At 62.9% G+C, this 24573-nt stretch carries 25 protein-coding genes; 8 read left to right on the forward strand and 17 right to left on the reverse strand.

Annotation, left to right across the window (positions count from 1 at the left end; translation table 11 throughout):
- Positions 1–77 precede the first annotated feature (77 nt).
- The 4 genes from H6955_01690 to phaE form a co-directional block, all read right to left on the reverse strand.
- Complete coding sequence (locus tag H6955_01690; GenBank protein MCP5312238.1) at positions 78–1820, reverse strand: NAD-dependent malic enzyme; 1743 nt, start codon at positions 1818–1820, stop codon at positions 78–80.
- A 12-nt stretch (positions 1821–1832) separates the two neighbouring features.
- On the reverse strand, positions 1833–4028 hold the full coding sequence (locus H6955_01695; GenBank protein MCP5312239.1) for a malate synthase G: 2196 nt from the start codon (positions 4026–4028) through the stop codon (positions 1833–1835).
- 176 nt (positions 4029–4204) lie between these two features.
- A complete protein-coding gene (locus H6955_01700) occupies positions 4205–5266 on the reverse strand; it encodes a class III poly(R)-hydroxyalkanoic acid synthase subunit PhaC (protein ID MCP5312240.1) in 1062 nt (353 codons plus the stop codon).
- 28 nt (positions 5267–5294) lie between these two features.
- A complete protein-coding gene (gene phaE / locus H6955_01705; protein MCP5312241.1) occupies positions 5295–6725 on the reverse strand; it encodes a class III poly(R)-hydroxyalkanoic acid synthase subunit PhaE in 1431 nt (476 codons plus the stop codon).
- Positions 6726–6957: 232 nt separating this feature from the next.
- Here phaE and H6955_01710 point away from each other — a divergent pair, with 232 nt between their 5' ends.
- The 4 genes from H6955_01710 to H6955_01725 all read left to right on the forward strand — a co-directional run bounded on the left by H6955_01710 (position 6958) and on the right by H6955_01725 (position 9840).
- Positions 6958–8145: an acetyl-CoA C-acetyltransferase gene (locus H6955_01710; protein MCP5312242.1), complete on the forward strand. Its 1188-nt coding sequence runs from the start codon at positions 6958–6960 to the stop codon at positions 8143–8145.
- Position 8146: 1 nt separating this feature from the next.
- Positions 8147–8884: an acetoacetyl-CoA reductase gene (phbB, locus tag H6955_01715; protein MCP5312243.1), complete on the forward strand. Its 738-nt coding sequence runs from the start codon at positions 8147–8149 to the stop codon at positions 8882–8884.
- A 99-nt stretch (positions 8885–8983) separates the two neighbouring features.
- Entirely contained in the window at positions 8984–9436 is a 453-nt protein-coding gene (gene phaR / locus H6955_01720; protein MCP5312244.1) for a polyhydroxyalkanoate synthesis repressor PhaR, read from the forward strand.
- Between the two features lie 104 nt (positions 9437–9540).
- Positions 9541–9840, forward strand: a complete 300-nt coding sequence (locus H6955_01725; GenBank protein ID MCP5312245.1) for an STAS domain-containing protein — start codon at positions 9541–9543, stop codon at positions 9838–9840.
- 5 nt (positions 9841–9845) lie between these two features.
- On the opposite strand, the gene sthA is transcribed toward H6955_01725, so the two are convergent.
- Positions 9846–11237: a Si-specific NAD(P)(+) transhydrogenase gene (sthA, locus tag H6955_01730; GenBank protein MCP5312246.1), complete on the reverse strand. Its 1392-nt coding sequence runs from the start codon at positions 11235–11237 to the stop codon at positions 9846–9848.
- 179 nt (positions 11238–11416) lie between these two features.
- Here sthA and H6955_01735 point away from each other — a divergent pair, with 179 nt between their 5' ends.
- Positions 11417–11662: a hypothetical protein gene (locus H6955_01735; GenBank protein MCP5312247.1), complete on the forward strand. Its 246-nt coding sequence runs from the start codon at positions 11417–11419 to the stop codon at positions 11660–11662.
- Positions 11663–11669: 7 nt separating this feature from the next.
- A complete protein-coding gene (locus H6955_01740; protein MCP5312248.1) occupies positions 11670–11972 on the forward strand; it encodes a hypothetical protein in 303 nt (100 codons plus the stop codon).
- Here H6955_01740 and H6955_01745 read toward each other — a convergent pair.
- Both H6955_01745 and H6955_01750 read right to left on the reverse strand, forming a co-directional pair.
- Positions 11953–13146 carry a ribonuclease H-like domain-containing protein gene (locus H6955_01745; protein MCP5312249.1) on the reverse strand — a complete coding sequence of 398 codons (1194 nt, stop codon included), beginning with the start codon at positions 13144–13146 and terminating at the stop codon, positions 11953–11955. The two genes, H6955_01740 and H6955_01745, sit on opposite strands and share 20 nt — an antisense overlap.
- A complete protein-coding gene (locus H6955_01750) occupies positions 13143–15563 on the reverse strand; it encodes a DEAD/DEAH box helicase (GenBank protein MCP5312250.1) in 2421 nt (806 codons plus the stop codon). The genes H6955_01745 and H6955_01750 overlap by 4 nt, the downstream gene beginning before the upstream one ends.
- A gap of 80 nt (positions 15564–15643) precedes the next feature.
- On the opposite strand from H6955_01750, the gene lexA reads away from it, so the two are divergent.
- Positions 15644–16264 (forward strand): transcriptional repressor LexA, encoded by a 621-nt coding sequence (gene lexA, locus H6955_01755; protein ID MCP5312251.1) that lies wholly within the window; start codon positions 15644–15646, stop codon positions 16262–16264.
- 27 nt (positions 16265–16291) lie between these two features.
- Here lexA and hspQ read toward each other — a convergent pair whose 3' ends face one another.
- The 6 genes from hspQ to H6955_01785 all read right to left on the reverse strand — a co-directional run bounded on the left by hspQ (position 16292) and on the right by H6955_01785 (position 19848).
- Entirely contained in the window at positions 16292–16600 is a 309-nt protein-coding gene (hspQ, locus tag H6955_01760; protein MCP5312252.1) for a heat shock protein HspQ, read from the reverse strand.
- A 24-nt stretch (positions 16601–16624) separates the two neighbouring features.
- Entirely contained in the window at positions 16625–17614 is a 990-nt protein-coding gene (cmoB, locus tag H6955_01765; protein ID MCP5312253.1) for a tRNA 5-methoxyuridine(34)/uridine 5-oxyacetic acid(34) synthase CmoB, read from the reverse strand.
- Entirely contained in the window at positions 17611–18342 is a 732-nt protein-coding gene (gene cmoA, locus H6955_01770; protein ID MCP5312254.1) for a carboxy-S-adenosyl-L-methionine synthase CmoA, read from the reverse strand. Before cmoA ends, cmoB begins: the two co-directional genes overlap by 4 nt.
- Positions 18343–18363: 21 nt before the next feature.
- On the reverse strand, positions 18364–18705 hold the full coding sequence (locus tag H6955_01775) for an SET domain-containing protein-lysine N-methyltransferase (protein MCP5312255.1): 342 nt from the start codon (positions 18703–18705) through the stop codon (positions 18364–18366).
- Complete coding sequence (locus H6955_01780) at positions 18702–19577, reverse strand: deacylase (protein ID MCP5312256.1); 876 nt, start codon at positions 19575–19577, stop codon at positions 18702–18704. The genes H6955_01775 and H6955_01780 overlap by 4 nt, the downstream gene beginning before the upstream one ends.
- 70 nt (positions 19578–19647) lie before the next feature.
- Positions 19648–19848, reverse strand: a complete 201-nt coding sequence (locus H6955_01785) for a hypothetical protein (GenBank protein ID MCP5312257.1) — start codon at positions 19846–19848, stop codon at positions 19648–19650.
- Positions 19849–20006: 158 nt separating this feature from the next.
- Here H6955_01785 and H6955_01790 point away from each other — a divergent pair, with 158 nt between their 5' ends.
- Entirely contained in the window at positions 20007–20174 is a 168-nt protein-coding gene (locus tag H6955_01790; GenBank protein ID MCP5312258.1) for a hypothetical protein, read from the forward strand.
- A gap of 156 nt (positions 20175–20330) precedes the next feature.
- On the opposite strand, the gene ihfB is transcribed toward H6955_01790, so the two are convergent.
- The 4 genes from ihfB to aroA all read right to left on the reverse strand — a co-directional run bounded on the left by ihfB (position 20331) and on the right by aroA (position 24516).
- Entirely contained in the window at positions 20331–20654 is a 324-nt protein-coding gene (ihfB, locus tag H6955_01795) for an integration host factor subunit beta (GenBank protein MCP5312259.1), read from the reverse strand.
- A 77-nt stretch (positions 20655–20731) separates the two neighbouring features.
- A complete protein-coding gene (gene rpsA / locus H6955_01800; protein MCP5312260.1) occupies positions 20732–22408 on the reverse strand; it encodes a 30S ribosomal protein S1 in 1677 nt (558 codons plus the stop codon).
- A 121-nt stretch (positions 22409–22529) separates the two neighbouring features.
- Positions 22530–23204, reverse strand: coding sequence for a (d)CMP kinase (locus H6955_01805; GenBank protein MCP5312261.1), 675 nt, complete (start codon positions 23202–23204; stop codon positions 22530–22532).
- Positions 23197–24516, reverse strand: coding sequence for a 3-phosphoshikimate 1-carboxyvinyltransferase (gene aroA, locus H6955_01810; GenBank protein MCP5312262.1), 1320 nt, complete (start codon positions 24514–24516; stop codon positions 23197–23199). Before aroA ends, H6955_01805 begins: the two co-directional genes overlap by 8 nt.
- Positions 24517–24573 lie beyond the last annotated feature (57 nt).

The following is a 24573-nucleotide window of genomic DNA, read 5'->3' on the forward strand; positions in this document are numbered from 1 at the left end:
ACGCATCAAGAGAGCTAAATGCAAAGCATTGATAAAGCCTATCCTGACGAACGCTGCGAAGCGGCGCGGGGGACCCTTCACGGCGCCCCGTCGGCCAGCACATACGGCAGGTATTCGGGTCGCCAGCACCGCGATTGCACGAACGCAGACAACGCCGGCAGATCGTCCGGATCGAGGTCGGACCGGCGTGCCGAACCGTCGCGCAACGCAACCCTCAGCACCCTTGCGGCGACCGCGACGCTGACCTGCCGCAGGTCGGCGATAGGCGGGAAGATGCGGCCCTGTGCCAGGTAGTGCTGCGCGGTGTAGTCGGCCAGCGCAAACGCCGACTCGATGACCATTGCGTCGCTGATCCGCCGGCAGCGGCCGAGAATCGCGGCGAATCCGATCCCGGGGAATACAAAGGCGTTGTTGCCCTGCCCGACAGGGTGGCGCTGGCCGTCGTATACGACATCGTCGAACGGACTGCCGGTGGCGACGATCGCCCGGCCCTCGGTCCAGTTGATCAGGTCGACCGGAATCGCTTCGCAGTGCGCGGTCGGATTGGACAGCGGAAAGATGATCGGGCGCTCACAGTGCGTACCCATCTGGCGCACGATCGGTTCGCTGAACAGCCCGCCGACCCCGGTCAGTCCGAGCAGCACCGTGGCACCGGCCTGTTCCACGACCTCCCACAGCGACGGTACCTCGCCGGCCAGCTGCCAGCCGGCGTAGGTCTCGCGCTGCTGGCTCACCGCCGATTGGTACGGCAGCGCGGAGACACCGTCGACCACCAGGCCGCCGGCGTCGATCACGAACATCCGACGGCGTGCCTGTTCGCGCGACAGACCCTCATGCACCAGCCCATCCTGGATCGCCTTGGCGACACCGACCCCGCCCGCCCCGGCGCCCACGACGACGATCGTCTGATCGACCAGCGCCTCGCCCTTCAACCGGCAGGCGACGATCAACCCTGCCAGGGTCATCGCACCGGTGCCCTGGATATCGTCGTTGAACGAGGCCACGCGGTCGCGATAGCGCTCCAGCACCTTGAACGCGACGTCTTTCGCGAAGTCCTCCCATTGCAGGATCGCCTTCGGCCAACGCCGCACCACGGCGTCGACGAAGCGATCCAGCAGCTCGAAGTACGCGTCCCCGCGCAGGCGCGGCTGGTGGACGCCGAGATAGTCCGGATCCTGCAGCAGCTCCTGACGATCGGTGCCGACGTCTATGTTCACCGGCATGGAGTGGAATGGGCTGACACCTGCGCCGGCGGTGTACAAGGCCAGTTTGCCGATGCAGATCGCGAGCCCGCCGTGTCCCTGGTCACCGATACCCAGGATCGCGGACGAGTCCGTCGCGACGATCATGCGCACGTCATACAAGGGATAATCGGTCAGGATCTGGTCGATATGCTCGATGTTCTGTGGCGAGACGGTAATACCGCGTGGCGCCTGGTAGAGATCGCTGTATTGCTGCACCGCCTTGCCGACCGTCGGCGTGTAGACGATCGGCATCATCTCTTCCAGATGCTGTTGCAGCATCGCGTAGAAACGCACCTCGGAACGTTCCTGCATTGCGCGCAGGTACTGGTACTTGGCGATGTCGTCGGGTTGCCGGGTGAAACCACGGTACAGGCGTCCCACCTGCTGTTGCAGGTCGCAAACCTGGGGCGGCAGCATGCCTTCCAGGCCCAGCACCAGCCGTTCCTGCGGCGTGAACGCAGTGCCCTTGTTGGTGGCCGCCATGCGCAACAGCGCGTTGCCGCGCAGATAGACCTCGAGATAAGCCTGACCCTCGTCGTCTGTCCGATACGCGAAATAGGGGCTCAGCCGCGCCACGAACCCGGGGTCTCAGGCGACATGCTGCAGTAGTGCTTTGAGTTCGGCACGGCGCGCGTGCAGCACCGGCTCGGTGTAGCCGTTGGGCTGCTCGCGTCCCTGGAGCACCAGGTCGAGCGCGGCACGGAAGGCCACGCCGTCGAAACCCGGTGCCATCGGCCGGTAGTCGGGATCGCCGGCGTTCTGCCGATCGACGACCTGGGCCATGCGACGCATGGTCTCCACCACCTGGTCCTCATCGCAGATCCCGTGATGCAACCAGTTGGCAATATGCTGACTGGATATGCGCAGCGTCGCCCGGTCTTCCATCAGGCCGACGTCGTTGATGTCCGGTACCTTCGAACAGCCGACCCCCTGGTCGATCCAGCGAACGACATAACCGAGAATCCCCTGGGCGTTGTTGTCGAGCTCGCGCTGTATCTGCTGCGCACTCAGGTTGCCGGGGTCCGTCAGCAACGGCGGTGTGAGAATGTCGTCGAGCGATGCGCGCGGACGCGACGCCAGTTCCGCCTGGCGCTCGCTTACATCGATGTCGTGGTAGTGCATCGCGTGCAGCGTCGCAGCGGTCGGCGACGGTACCCACGCCGTGTTCGCGCCGGCCAGAGGGTGTGCGCCTTTGGACTGGATCATCGCCGCCATCTGGTCTGGAATCGGCCACATCCCCTTGCCGATCTGGGCGCGACCGGCAAGGCCGCAGGCGAGCCCGATATCCACGTTCCAATCCTCGTAGGCCTTGATCCATGGCTGGTTCTTGATGTCCGCCTTGGGGAGCATGGGCCCGAGTTCCATGCTGGTATGGATCTCGTCCCCGGTACGGTCGAGAAACCCGGTATTGATGAAGATCACGCGTTCGCGTGCGGCACGGATGCACTCCAGCAGGTTGACGGTGGTACGCCGCTCTTCATCCATGATGCCGACCTTCAGGGTATTCCTCGCGAGGCCCAGGATATCCTCGACCCGATCGAACAGCTGGTTGGTGAATGCGACCTCCTCGGGGCCGTGCATCTTCGGTTTGACGATGTACACGCCTCCGCTACGCGAGTTCCGGTAGTGACCGTTGCCGCGCAGGTCGTGCATCGCGATCAGGCTTGTCATGACCGCGTCGAGAATCCCCTCGGGCACCTCCCGACCGGCGGCGTCCAGGATCGCGGCGTTGGTCATCAGGTGACCGACGTTGCGGACCAGCATCAGGCTGCGACCGGGAAGCGTCAGGGTTCCGCCAGTCGCGGACTGGTATTCGCGGTCCGGATTCAGTGCACGCTGCACCGGCTTGCCGCGCTTGTAGAAGGTCTCGCTGAGGTCGCCACGCATCAGGCCGAGCCAGTTCGCGTACACCAGGACCTTGTCCGAGGCATCGACTGCCGCGACGGAGTCCTCGCAATCCATGATCGTGGTGATGGCAGCTTCGAGTACGACATCCTTGATGCCGGCCGGATGCAGCTTTGCGACCGGATTATCTCGTTCGATCTGGATCTCGACATGCAGGCCGTGATTGCACAACAGCACGCTCTGCAGACGCCCGTCCTGCTCCCGGTAGCCGACGAACTCGGCAGGATCGACCAGGCCCGTGGTATGACCACTGGTCAGGGTGGCCGAGAGTCCGAGATGGTCGTTGAATTCGACCAGCGAATACTCGGCCACGTCGGCATGCGAACCATCGGTCAACGGTACGGAATCGTCGAGAAACTCGCACGCGCGGGCCACCACGGCCACCCCGCGTTTGGCATTGAAGCCCAGCCCTTTGGCCAACTCGCCTTCGTCGGGAATCACGTCGGTGCCGTAGAAGGCATCGTACAGACTGCCCCAGCGCGCGTTTGCGGCGTTCAATGCATACCGAGCATTATTGACCGGCACCACCAGCTGCGGCCCGGCGATTAGTGCGATCTCGTCGTCGACCCCGGACGTGGAGATCTGAAAGGCCTCGCCCTCGGGCACCAGATAACCAATCTCGCGCAGAAATGCCTTGTACTCGGCGGCATCGAACGCCGGTCCGCGATGCGTAAGGCACCAGCGGTCTATCTCAGACTGAATCCGGTCGCGCTTCGCGAGCAACTCACGGTTCAACGGGGCGAGATCGGCGACGAGACGACCGAAACCTTCCCAAAACGCATCGCCGTCGACGCCTGTGCCCGGCAGCGCCTTCTGCTGAACGAACTGGTAGAGGACCTCTGCAACCTGCAGGCCACCGACGGTTACGCGTTTCCCCATGACATGCCTTCCCTAATCCATCGCCATCGATGGAAGTAAAGCCTAAGGGCGCGGACAAGGGAATTCTCATAGGGAATTCGCCGACCTCATCATAGGTCAGCGCAATCATCGAACACCGTGGACGCCCGATGAGCCGGCGGTCCGCCCCGGCCGGGGCGGACCCTTGTCGGGAAGGGCTAACGCTTGTTGAGCCACTCGCCGATCGACGGCGGTACCATCTTCTGCGCCTTGCCGCTCACATAGATCCCGATGTGCCCACCGGGAAAGGACAATTCGGTGTAGTCCTTGCTGCGAATCGCGCCCTTCAGGGCCCGCGACGAGTCCGGCGGTACCAGATGGTCCTGTTCGGCAAACACGTTGAGGACCGGGACCGTTATCTTCTTCAGATCGACGGTGTAATCACCGATCTGGACTTCCCCTTTGAGCAGCTTGTTCTGCTGGAAGAAGTCCTTGATGAACTGGCGAAATGTCTCGCCTGCCTGGTCCGGGCTGTCGAAGATCCATTTCTCCATCCGCATGAAGTTCTTCAGCGCCTTCGGGTCGTCCATCAGGTCCACGACGCCGAGATACTTCTGCGCCATCAGCTGATAAGGCTTGAGGTTGAGGAAGGTCCAGTTCAGCATCTCGCCCGGGATGTTGCCCTGGGTATCGACGAGCAGATCGATGTCGACATTCTGCACCCAGTGGCTGAGCATGTTGTCCGGCGTCTTGAAATCCACAGGCGTCACCATGGTCACCAGGTTACGCACCTTCTCCTGGTGCATCGCCGCGTAGCACAGGCTGAAGGCGCCGCCCTGACAGATCCCGAGGATGTTCAGCTTGTCGATACCATGCCGTGCACAGATCACATCGACGCAACGGTCCAGGTAACCGTTGATGTAGTCGTCCATCGTCAGGAAACGATCGGCCGCATCGGGATAGCCCCAGTCGATCAGGTAAACGTCCTGGCCGCTTTCCAACAGGCCGCGAATTGTCGAACGATTCTCCTGCAGGTCCGTCATGTAGGGACGATTGACCAACGCATAGACGATCAGCAGCGGCGTCTTGTTGGTCGCCGGCTGTTCACCCTTGTAGCGGTACAACACCATTTTGTCTTCTTTGTACACCGGCTCTTTTGGCGTGACACCGCTTGGGATGTCGCCGACATCCATCAGATTGCCAACGCCCTTGGCCAGTTTTTCGTTGAATCCGCGAGCCTCGTTGAGAATCTCGTCGGGACGCATTTGAAACGGAATCATTTGTCGTGCACCTTTGGTCGATTAGCGTTCAGCCGAGCAGTTTCTTGGCCTGCCCGATCCAGTCCTCGCGCAGGATGCGTCCCTGCGTCTTCAGTGACTCGTCGAGTTGCTCCGCGAGCTCGGTGTTGATCTGGGCCAGCTTGGCGAAGTTGCGGATACCCTGTGCATACAGTTTCTCCATCATCTTCGGTCCAATCCCCTTGATCGCCGTCAGATCTTCGTCGTTGCCCTCTTCGATCGGCAGCTTGGACTGCGCCGGTTTCCCACCGGTGGTCGACCGGCCACGTGCCGTGACACCGTTGCCCTTCGCAAGCTGTTCGACCTGCGCACGCAAGGCGTCCAACTCGCGCTTCAGATGCCGGTTTTCACGTCGCACATCCTGTTGACGATGCTGCATCGTATCGATCTCTGAGCGGGTCGGGATATTGAGCAGCTGATACTGCTGTTCGGTGAGTTCGTTCAGATTCTTGCGTACCCGCATCAGCGCGTTGACCAGATCGCCGTAGACCACCTGGTACTCGTCGCTCATCGCGAATTTGCCATAGGCGTCCTCGCTGGCGTCGACCCACATGTCGTACAGGGCGCGCAGTGTCTCGATGTTGCGGCCTTCGGAATGCAGCGCCTGCAGGCGTTTCTGTACGGCGTCCAGCGATGCCAACGCAGTCTTGGCGAACGCGACCTTGTAGGCGCGCAGCGCATCATGGTAGTCGAGCAGATGTCGTGCGAGCGCCTGGATGCGTTCCTGCTGTTCACGTGTATAGCCCAGACCGGGCATCGACAACGCGCGGCAGAACTGCTCCTGCGCAGCCCCCATCCCGGGCATCTCGATGCCACCGGGCAGATGTCCCTCGGCGACGTCCTTGAGGTAGCTCTGCGACATGTTGAGCCAGGGCGCGATCGTGTCGGCCAGTTGCGCCCAGGTGCTCAACGTCGTCCCGCTGACGCCCGGCAGGTCGGGGGTCGTGACATCCAGGTTGTTCTGGATCTGCGCGATCCACTGCTGCAACGCGGCCTGCATCGACGACATCCACATCTGCATCGCCGCATCGGGTTGATCCTGGCCGGCGACGCCGAACGCCCCTTCGGCTAGGCTCATGAAGTTCTTGCCCATATCGTAGAAACGCTGCACGACGGTGCCGAGGTCGCCCTGGGCCTGCGGCTTCAACGCCGACCACCACTGGTCCATCATGCCGCCGAAGGGGTTGCCCGACGCGGACGCGGCAAACGGGTTGGTGGCAAACGGATTCCCGCCCGCGAATGGGTTGCCGGCAGCGAACGGATTGCCGGCGGCAAACGGATTGCCCGCGGAGAACGGGTTGCTTGCCGTGAAAGGGTTGAACGTGGTGTGTTGGCCGAGCGCCGCGGCACCGGCCTGCCTGGCGAAATCGTTCCAGGTATCCCAGTACTTGCGCTGGGTCGCAACCCACTCGTTGATCAAGGATTCGTTGTCGGTACTCATAGTCGGTGGTCCAAAATGGTGGTGCGGATGGCAATCTCTGTTGATCTCACGGCCGGCGTGAACGCCGGAATTGTGCATTGCACCAAAACACGCTAACATGCATTCTTGTGCAGTGCAACATAGTTCGGCGAAGGCCACCGGGCGCGGCAGAAATGCCCGGGGCGACGCTGCAAGTCTAGTTTCTGAATCGCACCCTGCAGCGACAGGGGCGTCCATATGTTAGGAGGATCTCATGAGCAAAGAAGTCGTTATCGTGGCCGCCGCCCGTACCGCGGTCGGTTCGTTCGGCGGAACCCTGGCGCAGGTCCCTGCGCATCGCCTCGGGGCTGTCGTCGTCAAGAACCTGTTGCAGCGCACCGGGCTCAAACCGGACCAGATCGACGAGGTCATCATGGGCCAGGTGTTGACCGCCGGGGCCGGCCAGAATCCGGCCCGGCAGACCGTGATCGAGTCGGGACTCTCGCAGGAAACACCGGCGATGACGATCAACAAGGTGTGTGGCAGTGGCCTTAAGGCCGTGCATCTCGCCTGGCAGGCGGTGATGTGTGGCGATGCGGAGATCGTGATCGCCGGTGGCCAGGAAAACATGAGCGCGTCACCGCATGTGCTCCCGTCCTCGCGCCAGGGCAAGATGATGGGCGACTGGCAGATGACCGACACGATGATCAAGGATGGCCTGTGGTGTGCGTTCAACGACTGCCACATGGGGATCACCGCAGAGAACATCGCCGACAAATACGGCTTCAGCCGCGCCGAACAGGATTTGTTCGCCGCCGAGTCGCAGAGCCGCACCGAGAAGGCCCAGGAGGCCGGCAACTTCGATGCCGAGATCGTCCCGGTCGAGATCCCGCAGCGCAAAGGCGACCCGATCGTGTTCGCCAAGGACGAGTTCCCGCGTGCCGGCACCACCGCGGAGAAGCTCGGTGGGCTGCGTCCGGCATTCAAGAAAGACGGAACCGTGACCGCCGGCAATGCCTCCGGCATCAATGACGGCGCCGCGGCCGTGGTGGTGATGACCGCCGAGAAAGCCGCTCAACTCGGCCTGAAGCCGATGGTGCGCATCGTGGCGTTCTCCAGCGCCGGCGTCGATCCCGCGATCATGGGCACAGGCCCGATTCCGGCGACGCAGAAGTGTCTCGAAAAGGCCGGATGGAGCGTCTCCGATCTGGATCTGGTCGAGGCGAACGAGGCATTCGCCGCGCAGGCGATGTCGGTCAACAAAGAACTTGGCTGGGACACCGCAAAGGTCAACGTCTCCGGTGGTGCGATCTCGATCGGTCACCCGATCGGAGCATCCGGCGCACGGGTCCTGGTGACCCTGTTGCACGGCATGCAGCGCGAACAGGCCGGCAAAGGATTGGCTACACTGTGTATTGGTGGCGGGCAAGGCGTCGCAATGGCGGTGGAAACCGTAGCATGAGATGCAGGGGCTGAAGGGTAAATTTGCGCTGGTAACCGGTGGTACCGGTGGCATCGGCACGGCGATCTGCCAGCGGCTGGCCGAGGCCGGGGCTCGCATCATCACGACCTATCGTAACCATGACAAGGCGGAGGCCTGGGCCACGGACCAGGACTTCGAGCCGGTCCTGGTAGCCTGCGACGTCGGTGACTACGATGACTGCGTGCGTATGCGCGAAGAGCTCGAATCGCACGGGCGTCACGTGGATATCCTGGTAAACAATGCCGGGATAACGCGTGACGCCTCGTTCAAGAAGATCACGCCCGAGCACTGGCGGCAGGTGATCAATGCCAACCTCGACAGCGTGTTCAATGTGACCCACCAGTTCGTACCGCAGATGCTCGACCGCGGCTGGGGTCGGGTGGTCAATATCGCCTCGATCAACGGACAGAAGGGCTGTTTCGGCCAGACCAACTACTGCGCGGCCAAGGCCGGTATGCACGGTTTCACGATGGCGCTCGCCCAGGAAGTGGCGCGCAAGGGGGTCACGGTGAACACCGTGTCGCCCGGCTACATCGCGACCGAGATGGTCATGGCGGTGCGCGAAGAGATCCGCGAGCAGATCATAGGTCAGATCCCGGTCGGGCGACTCGGGCACCCCGAGGAGATCGGCGCCCTGGTGGCGTTCCTCTCCTCTGACGATGCCGGGTTCATCACCGGAGCCAATCTGGCAGCCAATGGCGGCCAGCATATGCAGTGATCGGCAGCACATGCCGAAGACATCCAGGTTCGGCGGACCGCTATAATCCCCCTACGATCAACCATGAAATCCGATGAACCGGCATGAGGAGCGGCCCCAATGCCTGCTGAGCGACTGATCAAGAAATACCCCAACCGTCGCCTCTACGATACGGCCGAAAGCCGCTACATCACGCTCGACGAAGTGCGCGAAATGGTTCTGAAAGAGATCCCGTTCAAGGTGATCGACCGGCAGAGCGAAGAAGACATCACCCGCAACATCCTGCTGCAGATCATCATGGAGCAGGAGGCTGGCGGCCAACCACTGTTCACCGCCGACGTATTGGCGCGTTTCATCCGCAACTACGGCGAAGCCGCACAGTCCGGGTTCGCCGAATACCTCGATACCAGCCTGCGGTTCTTCAGCGAACAGCAGCACGCCCTGCAGGAACAGATGGGCAAGGCGTTCGAAGGAACGCCGATGGACTACTGGATGAAGCTCGGCGAGCAGAACATGAAGCTCTGGCAGGACATGCTCAAGACCGCACCACCGGGGCGCAAGAACGAGGATTAACCGGCAGAATCACGGGGTTATACGCCCGGTTTGCGCTTTGCGTCGTAAAGAATTCCCTTATATACTCGCGCGTCGCCTTGCAACGAGTTTGGCCCAAGACGCCGATGTCCAATATCCAACTGTCTACCCGCGACGGGGTCGCCACGATCACGATCCACGGCAACTTCACGTTCGATTCGAACCGTGCGTTTCGCGACGTCTACGAAAAGATACCGGCGCGCCAGCCAGTGAACATCGACCTGTCGAAGACTGACTACGTGGACAGTGCCGGGCTTGGCATGTTGATCCGGCTGCGTGAGCACGCCGGCGGCGACGCGAACGCGGTGCGCCTGGTCGGCGCGAACCCGACCGTCAAGCAGATCCTCGAAGTCGCGAACTTCGGCCGCCTGTTCACCCTCGTCTGACGCGGTCAGCGAATCCTGTTGCGCCCGTACAGCGCCGCCACGCGGTAGGCCTCGGCCATCGTCGGGTAGTTGAACGTCGTGTTGGCAAAGTAATCGATGGTATTCGCAGCCCCCGCTTGCGACATGATCGCCTGACCGATGTGCACGATCTCGGATGCCTGTTCGCCGAAACAGTGGATGCCGAGCAGCGCGCGCGTCTCGCGATGAAACAGCAGCTTCAGCATCCCGACACTGCGCCCGGCGATCTGCGCACGCGCCAGGTTTTTGAAATCCGCACGCCCCACTTCGTAGGGCACGTTCTGCTCGGTCAACTCACGCTCGCTGCGGCCGACCGAACTGATCTCCGGGCTGGTGTAGATACCGGTCGGCACATCACCGAGCAGTTCCCAGTCGCAGCGGCCATCGGCGATCAGTTGACCGGCGAAGCGGCCCTGATCGTAGCTGGCACTGGCGAGCGCCGGCGGGCCGATCACGTCGCCAACCGCAAAGATGTTCTCGCACGAGGTGCGAAACGTCTTGTCGACCTCGATCTGGCCGCGCTGGTTGATACCCACGCCGACGTCGTCCAACCCCATGTCTTCGGTGTTGCCGCTACGGCCATTGGCCCAGAACAACACGTCCGAGCGCACCTCTTTGCCCGACTGACAGCGCAACACGACGCCCTTGTCGGTGCTCTCGAGTGAATCGAACGTCTCGTTGTGCAGTATGACCACCCCCTGCTCGCGCAGGTGGTAGCTCAGCGCATCGGTGATCTCGTCGTCGAGATAGGACAACAGGCGATCACGCGTATTGATCAGGTTCACCTTCACGTCGAGGTTGGCGAAGATCGATGCGTACTCGCAACCGATGACGCCGGCGCCGAAGATCGTTACCCGGCGGGGCGTATACCCCATCTGCAGCACCGTGTCGCTGTCCAGTATGCGTGGATCGGAGAAGTCCAGCTGCGGAGGCCTATAGGGGCGTGAGCCGGTGGCAATCACGAAGTGTGCCGCGCGCACGCGCAGGGCATCGCCGGTGCGCCGGCTGACCTCCAGGGTCTGCGGATCGACGAAACGCGCCCTGCCATGGATCACATCGACCCGGTTGCGCGTGTAGAAGCGGTGACGCATGCTGACCTGCCGCGAGATCACCTCATCGGCGGTCTTCAGCAGCTGCGGCCAAGACACGTCCATGAACTGGACCGTGTGCTCGAACAGCGGGTGATGGCGGTAATCGGCCAGCAACTGTATCGCGTGTCGCAGTGCCTTGCTCGGAATGGTGCCCATGTGGGTGCAGTTGCCACCCACCTGGTCCGACATCTCGACCACCGCCACGCGCTTGCCCTGCTTCGACAGCTTCATGCTCGCGCCCTCGCCGGCCGGGCCGCTGCCGATCACCACCACGTCGTATTCCTGCATACCTGTCACCCCCGGATGTCCCGACCCACTATGCCGGACTTCCGGCCCAGCGTTCATGTTTTAACACAATGCTCAGGTTTGCATGGGGCACGTCGCGTACCGCGGCCGACGCGCATTTTTCGGCTACAGTTGAAAAAAAACCGTTAAAGCGATAGCCGTCGCGGTCGATGGAGCACTTCATGCAGCGAAAAGACTGGATATCCCGTGTGTTTCTGCCCAGCTGGACCGAGGACAGATCCCCAGACCGGGAACACCCTCATCGACGCCGTTTCACGGACGGATACCGGCGCAAGCGCGGGATCGTCAAAAACGTGTGGATCGCGAGCGGCGTGGTGATGGCAGTGCAGGGTTCGTTGGCGATCGTGATGGCAATCGCACTGGGCACGACCTTCCTGTCGTTCGTGATTCTCGACGAGACCGGTTGAGCGGCCGGTGCCGTTTTTCGACGAGAATCCGCTGCAACGTCTCGCACTGCAGCCCGATGATGCGGATGCGGTGCTCGATCTGCAGGGGCTGAACGAGGACCAGGCCCTGCACACCGTGGAGCAACTGCTCGGCGATCGGGGCACCGCCACGCGCTATCTGATTCGCTTCGACGCCGCGGCCGGCGATGGCCGCGAGACGCTGTTTCTGCCGCTGGGTCGCCGCCTGCTCGAGGCACGCCGTGCCGGCCAGTTACAGCGCTGTCTACCGTCGCCCGACGGCGCCGGTTACTTCATCGAGTTCGCAGACTGAGCCTTAGCGTCAGCTGGGGCGTGGCATCCAGTTTGCGCCGCAACCGGCTACAGCGTGCGTCGCGTTCGTCCGCCGTACAGGATCCCGCATAACGCATCGCCGCGCGCAGATCACGCCGGCGGTGCTCGTGAAGCTTGCTGAGTTCGAGCGACGCCGCCGCATTGCCACGCGCATACAGCGCAAGCCACTGTGTCTCGGCGCTCGCCCAGTCACCCTGTCGACGATACAGCCGCGCGAGGTCGAGTCGACCGTCGTCACTGAGCGATTCGCCGGCGTTCTCCCAGATGCGCTGTGCCCGCTGCGGGTCGCCGGCATCGAGCCATGCCCTGCCGATCGCCGCATGGTCCAACGGGGAATCAGCCTGACCCAGGTAGGCCCCGGCGAGGCATCGATGCAGCAAGGCCAACGAAACCACATCCTGAAAATTGTGCTCCAGCACACGCGCGATGGCCGTGGTGTCGCGTTCGCACAACCAGGTACGCCAAGCCGCAGGCGCCTGTGCACCCGGGAGGTCGTCGACGCGCTGCAGGCCCAGCAACCGCCGTTCTGCGGTCTGCAACCGACAGTCCGGCCAGTGCCGGCGATAGGCGCGACGCACCGTATACATCAGATCGAGATGCGGCAGGGTATCGATTCGAGCCGCGACCCGTTGCATCCGACAGCGGTTGGCGAGCAATGGCAGGTCGAAAGACTTGCCGTTGTAGCTCACCAGGCCGGTCGACGCGGTGCCGACGGTCGCGAGCAGATCGGTGAGCATCGCGCGCTCGGCGGCATACCGACCGAGCACGTACTGGCGGACCTCGAGCTGGTCCGTCGCGGAGAATCTCGCCACCCCGATCATGAACGCCAGATTGCCGACGCCGCTGGACAGTCCGGTGGTTTCGGTGTCGATATACAGCCAGTCGAGCGGTGGCAGCCGGCAGGTCTCGGGCAGCGCCGAGGGGTCGACCCCGACACACGACGCGGGCGACAGCCGGTAGTGGCGTTCACGGATCAGCAGACCGTCAGTCGTCTGTTCGGCCGCCAGCGCGGTACCCAGCACACTGCAGTCGTCGGGATCCATCGTTGCATGCCGCGCAGGTGGACGCAGGCGCTGCAGCCGCGTGGCCAGTGCATCGTCCGATTCCGGCCGCGCCTCGCCGCGCAACTGTCTGAGACGATCGCCGATGTTCACCCCGGTACTCCCCGAACCGCCGACAGACCCTGAAGCAGGCCGAGTACCGTCAGTGCCAGTTCGCGCGGCGAGTAACCGCGCTCCTCGTCGCTTGCCAGTACCGGGCCCACGCAGGCCGGGCAACCAAACCGGCAGTCGCAGCGCTGCACGAGTTCAAGCGCCCCGTGCACCACATCGGACTGCTGCTCGAACAGCGGTTCGGACAGACCGATCCCGCCCGGGTAGTTGTCATACAGAAACACCGCTGGGCGGAACACGCCCTGATAGTCCGGCGCGACCTCGTCGCCGGAGACGTCCCGCATCTGGCCGCGTCCGTTCGAACCCTGGGTTGCAAACCAGCGACCGTCACCATCGCCCACCGCACGACCGAGATCGCTGGCCTCGCTCATCATTCGCAATGCCGCGACGTGATGCATCGCATAGGCAGCACCCAGGAAACCGTCCAGCGCCATCTGTCGCGAAGGCAGTACGCGCTCGAGCTCGCCGGGCCTGATCTCCCACCAGACTGCGCTGGTGTGCATCTCCTGATCCGGCAGGTGGATGTTGCCGTAGCCGATGTTTTCGTGCGTGTAATAGCGAATCTTCTTGTAGCCGGCGAAACGCCTGACCAGATGCACCTCGCCGTGTGCGACGCGCGACTGCGCGAGCGCACGCTCGGCGAAACGGTCGAGGATCTTGAGCCGGGTGTAGACCACCGCGTCGGTGTAGTAGTCGGCGCGCGTCGGCCGCACATAGGCCTTGCGTCCATCCCAATCGAGATGCTCCACCTGGTACGGTGCCGCCTGCACCATGTAGATCGCGCCCTCGTAGAGCGTCTCGGGTGCCGAACTGAAGTCGACCTCGGCAATGACCTGGCGACCGTCCCTTTCCTGGTCGACGACGAGAAAATTGCCCTCCGCGACCGAACGCAGCGACACCGCGTTGGCCGGATAGTCGTCGGTCATCCAATGCCAGGTATCACCCTCGCGGTGCACCACACCGGCGTCCGTAAGGTATTGCATGAACTGGTCCAGCGGATGCCGCGCACTGAACGACTCGCCGTCGTGGAACGGCAGTTCGAACGCGGCACAACGCACATGATCGAGCAGCACGAGCAACTGGTCCGGGTCTATGCGGGCATGCTCGGGTGAGGCACCGAGAAAGAAGTCCGGGTTGCGCACGATGTATTGGTCGAGCGGTTCGCTGCCGGCGACCAACACCCCGAGCGAGGTGCGATTGCGTCGCCCTGCACGCCCGAGGCGCTGCCAGGTCGCAGCGATGCTCCCCGGGTAGCCGTTCAGGACACACACGTCGAGGCTGCCGATGTCGACACCGAGCTCCAGCGCCGAGGTGCTGATCACACAATCGATACTGCCGGCCCGCAGCCGCCGTTCGGTCTCGCGACGCTGCGTGGGGAGATAGCCCCCGCGGTAGGCGAATACGCGCGGCGGTCGGCGCGGGTCCTTGTCGAACACGTCCTTGAGATACTTGGTGAGCACTTCGACCATCAGCCGCGAGCGCGCGAACACGATGCTCTTCAAGCCGCTGCGGGTGGCCAGGCGGGCGATGCGGTTGGTCTGCGAGCGTGCCGAGGCGCGGATGCCGAGGTCGGGATTGACCACCGGCGGATTCCATAGCAGCAGCCGGCGTTCCCCTTGCGGCGCCCCGTTGCGCGTCACCGACGCCACCTGCTCGCCAAGCAGGCCGGTGGCCAGCTCGGCCGGGTTGGCGATGGTTGCGGAACAGAACACGAACTGTGGCGAGGCCCCGTAGAACGCCAGGATACGCTTCAGGCGGCGGATGAGATTGGCGACATGGCTGCCGAACACGCCACGGTAACTGTGCATCTCGTCGAGTACCACGTAGCGTAGGTTCTCGAAGAACTGTGCCCACTTGGTGTGATGCGGCAGGATCGCCTGGTGCAGCATGTCGGGATTGCTGATCACGATATCGCCACGCGTGCGCACCGCCTTGCGGGCATCGCCGGGGGTGTCGCCGTCGAAGGTGTAGGCGCGCACGCCGAGGTCGCCGGCCCGGTTGAGCTCCAGCAGCTCGGCGACCTGGTCCTGTGCCAGCGCCTTGGTCGGAAACAGGTACAGCGCCTTGCCCGCGCCGTCGCACACCGTCTGCAGGACCGGCAGGTTGTAGCACAGTGTCTTGCCCGACGCGGTCGGCGTGACGACGACGAAATGTCGTCCCTGCCGCGCCAGCTCCCAGGCCTCGGCCTGGTGCGCATACAGCCGCTCTACGCCGCGCGCCTCCAGAGCCGTGTACAGGCGAGGGTCCAGATCGTCCGGCAGCGGCGCCGTTCGTGCCGGCTGCGCCGGCAGTGTCAGCTCGGCACAGATCCGGTCGCGGTAGCGCATCTTGAGGCGTTCGGTCAGGTGCTCCACGCGATCGCGCTCGGTGGCGGTTGCGGACGAAACGATGGCGGGCATGGCAGAGTTCTCTGGTTGTTCTATAATCGAGCCCAGTATAGAACAGATAAAGAACCATCCGGCAACACGGAGAGAACAGCATGGTCCCGCCCACCCTCACCCGGCGACAGCAGGAGATCTACGACTATCTGCGCGAGCACCTGGCCGATTTTCCGCATCCGCCGACGCTGGACGAGTTGTGCGACGCGCTTGGGCTGAGTTCGCGGGGGTCGTTGCATAAACAGATCCAGGCACTGATAGAGGCGGGGCTGGTGGAGCCGATGAACAACCTGCGGCGCGGGATCCGGCTGGTCGAAGAGGAACCCGCGGTGGGCGCCGACACGGATGCGCTACCGCTGTACGGGTATATCGCCGCGGGACAACCGATCGAGGCAATCAGCAACCCGGAGATGATCGAGGTACCGCCTCAGCTGCGTACGCCCAATCCCTGCTACGTGCTCGAGGTGCGCGGCGACTCAATGATCGAGGAAGGCATCCTGGATGGCGACTGGGTGGTGATCGAGCACCGCCAGCAGGCACGCAACGGCGAGATCGTCGTCGCACTGGTCGACGACCAGGAGGCGACGCTGAAACGTCTGGAGAAGCGATCCAACGAGGTGGTGCTGCACCCGGCGAACAGCCGCCTCAGCCCGATGCACTACGGTCCGGATCGGGTACGCATCCAGGGCGTACTGGTCGGGCAGATGCGACGTTACCACTGAACGCCGCGTTCGTCGGACGGTGCCCTGTCAGTGGGTACGATGCCGATAGGCGCCGTCTTCGTAGCCGCTGAACACGTCTTTCAGCTGCGGGTGGTAGATCGGGGTTCTGTCCGGCGCGACGTCGAGATGGCGTTCGGCGACGTAGGTCTCGTGCTCTCCCCCATCGACCAGTACGCGATACCACGGCTGGTCTTTCGGCGGACGCGATCGCGCGACCTGCTCGTACCACGCCTCACTGCCCTGGAAGTCCGCATCGACGTCGATAACCACTCCGCGGTAGTTGAAGCGGTTGTGGTGCACGATCTGTCCAACGAAAAACTTGGGCGCGCTCGTCATCCACGGTTCTCCTTCAAGTGATGCTCAGGTATCCGCCACCACGATCGCACGCTGCGGTGCCGGATAGCCCTCGATGGTGAAGCGGTTATCGGCAGGGTCGAGGAAATCTGCAAGCGATTCGAAGGTCATCCACGCCGTGGAACGCTGTTCCTCGACGGTCGTCGGCGTCACATCAACAGTACGCACCCGGCGGAATCCACTGCGCATCAGCCAGACCTCGAGCATCGCCGTGCTGGGAATGAACCACACATTGCGCATCTTCGCGTAGCGCCCCTGCGGCACCAGAACCTGATCCACGCCACCATCGATCACCAGCGTCTCGAGCACCAGCTGGCCTCCGGCACGCAACGCACTTCGCAGCTCGCCGAGATGGTCGAGCGGCGAACGACGGTGGTATAGCACGCCCATCGAGAACACCGTATCGAAACGGTCGAGATCGCCAGGCAGATCCTCGATGCCCAGCGGCAGCATCGTCACGCGACCGACGAAATGCGGGTCGATAGCGGCCGCCAGTCCATGGATCGCCAGGAACTGCGCGAGGAACACCGCGGTCGGGTCGATACCGATCACGCAGCGCGCGCCGGCCTCGGCGATACGCCAACAGTGATAGCCGTTGCCACAGCCGACATCCAGCACCAACCGATCGTCGAGCGGCGCGATATGCGGCACGACACGGTCCCACTTCCAATCGGATCGCCACTCGGTATCGATCAGAAGTTCGCCGATCCGATAGGGTCCCTTGCGCCATGGATGCAGCGCACGCAGAGCATCCTGCAGCACAACAAGGTCCGACTCGGAAAGTGATTCCGCGGGTTGCAGGTGCCAGGCGCCGTCGGTACAACCCAGACGCCCCTGACCCAATGCCGGCAGACTGTCGAGTGCCGCCCGCCAGCGCGCCCAGTCGCCATGTGGCGCGCGCTCCAACACCCGCTCCAGCTGGGCGTCGATCACATCCGCCCAGCGCGTCAGCCCCTGATGATCCAACAGACGACGGACCCGCGCCGCGTCGATCATCGGCGCGCGACCAGCGACACGAAATTGAAACACTGGAACCACAGATCCGAGCGCGCGAATCCCGCCTCGCTCAGACGCTCGCGGTGAACCGCCAGGGTCTCCGGCACCAGCACGTTCTCGAGCGCACTGCGCTTGCGGCTGATCTCCAGTTCGCTGTAGCCATTGGCCCGCTTGAATGCGTGATGCATCTCGATCAGCAATGCGTCTTCCTGCGCATCCGCACCGGCAATCTTCTCCGACAGGATCAGGACACCTTCCGGTTCCAACCCGTCGCGTATCCGCCGCAACATCGCGAGGCGATCGCCGGGCGGCAGGAACTGCAACGTGAAGTTCATCACCACGACCGAGGCTCCGGTGATCTCGACGTCGCGCACATCGGCACATTGCCACTCGATCGACAGATGCGAATGCGCGGTTAATTCGCGCGCCTGGGTCAGCATCGCCGGTGCATTGTCCACGCCGACCACACGACAGCCGCGCCCCGCCGCTCCGCGAGCGAGTGCGACGGTCGACGCACCTAGGGAACACCCCAGATCGAGCAACAGGCTGCCGGGCTGTGCGTAGCGTCCGGCGAGCAACTGGATCATGTTGATCACCGCGACATACCCGGGCACCGAGCGCTTGATCATGTCGGGAAACACCGCCGCCACGGCCTCGTCGAAAACGAAACCGTCCGGACCGGGACGTTCCTCGGAAAACAGTGTGTCGCGACCGCCCAAATCAGTCATGACCTTCCGCCACCCAAACCGTCACGGCGTTCCACCATAGTCGATCGTGATCTCCTCGTCGCATCCAATGCGGCGACAGGCATACAGGTCGAAGCCATCGAACTCGGCGTTGCAGCGCACCCCATGGTTGAGGAAACGCAGGAGATTGCGGCCACGCCGGCCGACCGGAGGCGCCCCGTCGGACGATCCGTAGACCCACAACACATGCGTTCCATCGCGTTGCGCCGCAGGCCCGTGAAAGGTACCGATGTAGGTCCCGCGAGGGATGTCCCGGGCGGCGAACACACCGCGCCCATGGATCCCCGACTCAGCGACATAGACCCAGGCGCTCAGTGTCCGATCGGACAGTCGTCGGCGGCTCATGTCGGCACCTGGACGCTCTGCATTGCGACATGTCCATCTCTGCCGACCACGGTCCCCCAGCCGACCTGATGGTGCGGCAGTGTCGCCGTGTCGATTTCACTCAGCATGTCGCCGAGCGCGCGCAACGCACCCTCTTGGCCTTTCCACATCACCAGCAGCTTCTCCATCAGCGGGAGACGTGCGAGCCCCTCATGTTCGGCACTCGCTGAAAACACGTGCCCAGCGGGCAACACGGTACGGCTTTCTGCGTACAGGTATTCATGCACATTGTCCGGCGTCACCCCGGGCTGTCGCAGCATCTCGTCGACCGATGGCAAAGTGGTTGGGATCTCCGGTACTGCCGACCGCTGCCCCTGAAGCTGAGGCAGATAGGGATACTTGCCGCGACCAAACGACGTATAAGAGAAACGACTCGATTCGAGCGCCGCGAGCAGCGCAGGGTGTACCTGCCAGTCGGGGGTGGCCAGACCGATCGCGCGACCGTCCCCGACGGATGCGTAGGTCTCGATCATCCGTGCGTACTGGCGCTCGACCCAAGGCGCTTCGGCGTGCGCGAGGCGCGTCGCCCATCGCACGGGCGACATGCCGAACAGGCCGACGTCATGACCGTTGTCGCGCGCCAGGCGCAGCAGGCGCAGCGATTCCGGCGCCAGATCCGGACCCGGCAGGAAGGTGCCGTACGCAAGCGCCGGCAGCCCCAGTGCGCTGCGATCGCGCCACGTGTGAAACGGACGTCTCCCGGAAAGATCGCGGCCCAGCGGAAAGAAGAAACTCGCTCGGACCTGGAACTCGCTGAACAGGCGCATCAGGTTCGGCACGCCCTCGCGCAGACCGCGCACGGTGCCTACTTCGATGCGTAAAGCTACACGCATTGCGAAGAAATCTTGATTCTTTGGACGGACCGTCGAGTTTGAACGCCCCGGGACGGGCTTACAAGGTCGCTCAGCTGGCGACGCAGTTGCCTTCGTAGACGGCCATCACCGCCTTGAGCTCTCGCAGCACCGCATGGATCTCGGCACGTGTCAGGCCGCGGACCTCGGGAAGCACCCTGCCCGCCTCGAGGGCATCGATATCCGACCAGACGGATCGACAGCCCTTCAGACAGAGCCTTTCGACACAATGCTCGACGCGGTGATGGTCCAATACGGTGCCCCTGCATGTCCCGGCGCTGCACAATAACCGTATATCGGAATATTGTCATTATCTGCGGTTAACATGAGCGCAATCTCGGTTCTTGCTTTGTTCTCTTTTCGTGCTAAATTAAAAGAGAACCTAAAGAGAACGTTTTAGAGGAGCCGCACATGCCCAGCAGCCGTTACTTCATGCGCGACATGAACCACGACAAGATCGAAGGCATCATGGATTTCAATGTCGCCGCGCGCGGCAACCGGTCGCGCTCGGTGTTCGAGATCGGCGTCTTTTTTGCCGCCGTGACGACCTACCTGTGCGCCCTGGCGTTGTCCGCATAGCGGCGCACGCCACTGCTTGGAACCCCCACCGGCAAGGGACTGCCACCTACCCGCCCGCTCGGTTGACCGGATGACCGCGACGTCGATTCGGGCATAAAAAAGCCGGCAAACTGCCGGCCCTTTCCACGGTACAAACTCCAGGCGTCTGCGCACCTGTCATCCCACCTGTTCGTTGGGCTCTTCTTCCATGGTGCCATCGAATTTCAGGTTGACGCGTTCGCGCAGCTCCTTACCGGGCTTGAAGTGCGGCACATACTTGCCGCTGAGCTTCACCGAATCACCGGTCTTCGGATTGCGCCCCATACGTGGCGGGCGAAAATGCAGCGAAAAGCTCCCGAAGCCGCGAATCTCAATACGCTCGCCGGACGCCAGGGCCTGGCTCATCTGTTCGATCATGCATTTCACGGCCAATTCGACATCGCGATAGGCAAGGTGGCTCTGCTCGCGAGCAATGACTTCGATCAGTTCTGACTTAGTCATCTAAATCCAGTCCGTTTCTTGGTGGATGCGGCGGCCATAACGGCCGCCGCGTTTTCCGTCTCGGCCTTGACGACCGATTATTCTTTGTTGGCGTCCAGCTGGTCCTTCAGCAACTCACCGAATGCCGTGGTGCCGGCACCGCTGTCGCTCGAGTAGGTCGCAATCGCGGCCTTCTCTTCGTCCATGTCCTTGGCCTTCACCGACAACGAGATCGTCCGGTTCTTCCGGTCCACACCCATGAACTTGGCCTCGATCGAGTCGCCCTCTTTGAGGATCGAACGCGCGTCCTCGACACGATCACGCGACAGCTCGGAGGCACGCAGATAGCCCTCGACACCATCTGCCAGCGCGATCACCGCACCTTTGGCGTCGACCTCCTGGACGGTACCGGTCACGAACGAGCCCTTCTCGTGCATCGCCAGGAAGCTCGAGATCGGATCCTTGTCGAGCTGCTTGATCCCGAGCGAGATACGCTCGCGCTCGGGGTCGACCGCCAGCACCACCGTCTCCAGTTCCTGACCCTTCTTGTAGTTGCGGATCATCGCCTCGCCGGTGTCGTCCCAGGAGATGTCCGACAGGTGCACAAGACCATCGATGCCACCATCCAGACCGATGAAGATACCGAAGTCCGTGATCGACTTGATCACGCCGCGCACATGGTCACCCTTGTTGAACTTCTGCGAGAAGTCTTCCCACGGATTCGCCTGGCACTGCTTCATGCCCAGCGAGATACGGCGACGCTCCTCGTCGATGTCGAGCACCACGACCTCGACCTCGTCACCCAGGGTGACGACCTTGCTCGGGTGTACGTTCTTGTTGGTCCAGTCCATCTCGGACACGTGCACGAGGCCTTCCACGCCGTCCTCGATCTCGACGAAGGCACCGTAGTCGGCGATGTTGGTGACCTTGCCGAACAACCGCGTGCCTTCCGGATAGCGTCGCGTGATGTTTTCCCACGGATCCTCGCCCATCTGCTTCAGACCCAGCGAGACGCGCATCTTTTCACGATCGAACTTCAGTACCTTGACGGTGACCTCGTCGCCAATCTCCACGACCTCGGAGGGGTGCTTGACGCGTTTCCACGCCATGTCGGTGATATGCAGCAGACCGTCAATACCGCCGAGGTCGACGAACGCACCGTAATCGGTGAGGTTCTTGACGACGCCCTTGATTTCCTGGCCTTCCTGCAGATTCTCGAGCAGCTTGTCGCGCTCCTCGCTGTATTCCTGTTCGACCACCGCACGGCGCGATACAACGACGTTGTTGCGCTTCTGGTCGAGCTTGATCACCTTGAACTCAAGATCCTTACCCTCGAGGTACGAGGTATCGCGCACAGGGCGAACATCGACCAGCGAACCCGGCAGGAACGCACGGATCTGATCGAGTTCGACGGTGAAACCGCCTTTGACCTTGCCGTTGATACGGCCGACGACGATCTCTTCCGACTCGAAAGCCTTCTCGAGCTTGTTCCACGCGTGATGGCGTTTCGCCTTCTCGCGCGAAAGACGGGTTGCGCCGAAGCCGTCCTCGACGGCATCCAGCGCGACTTCAATCTGGTCACCAACCTCGCATTCGAGATTGCCGTCCATATCGAGGAACTGGCTTTTGGGGATCACGCCTTCGGACTTGAGTCCGGCGTTGACGATCACGTGCTCGTTGTCGATCGAGACAATGGTACCGATCACGATCGCACCGGGCTGGAGATTGGTGTTGTTGAGGCTCTGTTCAAAGAGCTCGGCAAAGCTTTCAGACATTAGATATTTCCCGATCCGCAACGTGGCGGACCACCATACCGGTGACGCTGGGTCAATCCGGATTTTTCAGATTGCATTCAACCCGGTTGCCCGGGCACCTGGCCGGTTCGACACAGACGCGTCAAACCGAAACGGAAAAGACCTTGCGTGCCTGCTGCAGCACAAGATCCACGACCTCGTCGATACCCAGCGCAGTCGAATCGATAAGGATCGCATCCGACGCCGCCGCCAACGGCGAGACACTACGATTTCGATCGCGCGCATCTCGCGCCTCGATCTCCTCCGTAAGGGCGGCGAGATTAGCAGGCAATCCTTTTTCTATCAACTGCTTATAGCGTCTTTCTGCGCGCACCGCCGCACTTGCGGTTAGAAATATCTTCAACCCCGCAGCCGGAAAAACCGTGGTTCCCATGTCGCGCCCATCGGCGACCAGCCCCGGTGGCGTCGCATAAGCGCGTTGCCAGTCGAGCAATGCGGCACGTACGGCCGGCATCGCCGCGACTTTCGAGGCATTGCTACCGGCACCCTCGGTGCGGATCCGGTCGGTTACATCGATGCCGTCGAGCAGTATGCGATTTTTCTCAAAAACAACATTAATTTTAGAAGATAAATCACTGATTTTGTTTTCATCTTCAAATCCAATGTCGGCGTTCTCGGTCGCTAGGCCCACCAGACGGTAGAGTGCGCCGGAATCCAGCACGCGCCAGCCAAGGCGATCGGCCACGCGCTGCGCGATGGTCCCCTTCCCGGATCCGCTCGGACCATCGATCGCAATCACCGCCACCGGCTCAACCATGGGTCGCCTGCACCCGTGCGCCGGCCGCGGTCGCGAGATCGACGAAGCCCGGGAACGAGGTGTCGACATTCGCACAATCGTCGATCCGGATCTCGCCGTCGGCGCGTAACGCGGCGATCGCGAACGCCATCGCGATCCTGTGGTCGCCATGGCTGTCCACCGCGCCACCGCCGATCGCCCCCCCGCGGACCACGATGCCATCCGGCGTCGGCGCCGCGTCGACACCGAGCGCCTGCAGGCCGTCGGCCATCACCTGGATGCGATCGGACTCCTTGACCCGCAGCTCCTCCGCACCGGTCAACACCGTCTCGCCCTCGGCACAGGCGGCGGCGACGAACAGCACCGGAAACTCGTCGATGGCCAATGGAACCTGGTCCTGTGGAATACGAATGCCACGCAACGGTGCCGAACGCACGCGCAGATCCGCCACCGGTTCTCCACCGATCTCGCGCCGGTTCAGTACCTCGATGTCTGCGCCCATCTGACGCAGAATGTTGATCACGCCATCGCGCGTCGGGTTGACGCCGACGTGTTCAAGCACCAGGTCGGAACCCGGGGCGATGCTCGCGCCGACCAGGAAGAACGCGGCCGAAGAGATGTCTGCCGGGACGTCGATGTCACAGGCCTGCAGACGGCCGCCGCCGCGCAGACAGACGCGTCCCGCCGATGCGCTCACCGGGTATCCAAAGCCCTGCAGCATGCGCTCGGTGTGATCACGGGTCGGCGCCGGTTCGCTGATGCAGGTCTCACCGTCGGCATACATGCCGGCGAGCAACAGGCAGGACTTGACCTGCGCGCTGGCCACGGGCAGCGGGTAATCGATGCCGCGCAAGGACGCGACGGCGTGCACCTGCAGTGGCGCGGTGCCGCCCGACGCACTGTCGATCCGTGCGCCCATCTGTGCCAGCGGATCCGTGACCCTTTTCATCGGCCGACGTGTGAGCGAGGCGTCACCCACCAGGGTCACCTCCATCCCCTGCCCGGCGAGCAGCCCCGTCATCAGGCGCATCGAGGTACCGGAGTTGCCGAGATCGAGCGCCGCCGACGGCGCCTTCAAACCGTGCATGCCGACACCGTGGATCACCACCCGCCCCGCGTCCGGACCCTCGATCCTCACACCCATGTCGCGAAAAGCGCGCAGCGTGGCGAGGCTGTCCTCACCTTCTAGGAAGCCGCTGACCCGGGTCACACCCTCGGCCAGCGAGCCGAGCATGATCGAACGGTGCGATATCGACTTGTCGCCAGGCACACGCACACGGCCGGTCAGACGACCACCCGGCGCAGCGATGAACTGCAGTTTGTTCAGAGACAACGGGGTTTCCTTGCAAGCAACGCGGGTGCGCAAGGCTAGTCGCAGTTGCGTAAAAAC

Source organism: Chromatiaceae bacterium (genome assembly GCA_024235395.1).
Taxonomy (GTDB): domain Bacteria; phylum Pseudomonadota; class Gammaproteobacteria; order Chromatiales; family Chromatiaceae; genus Thiosocius.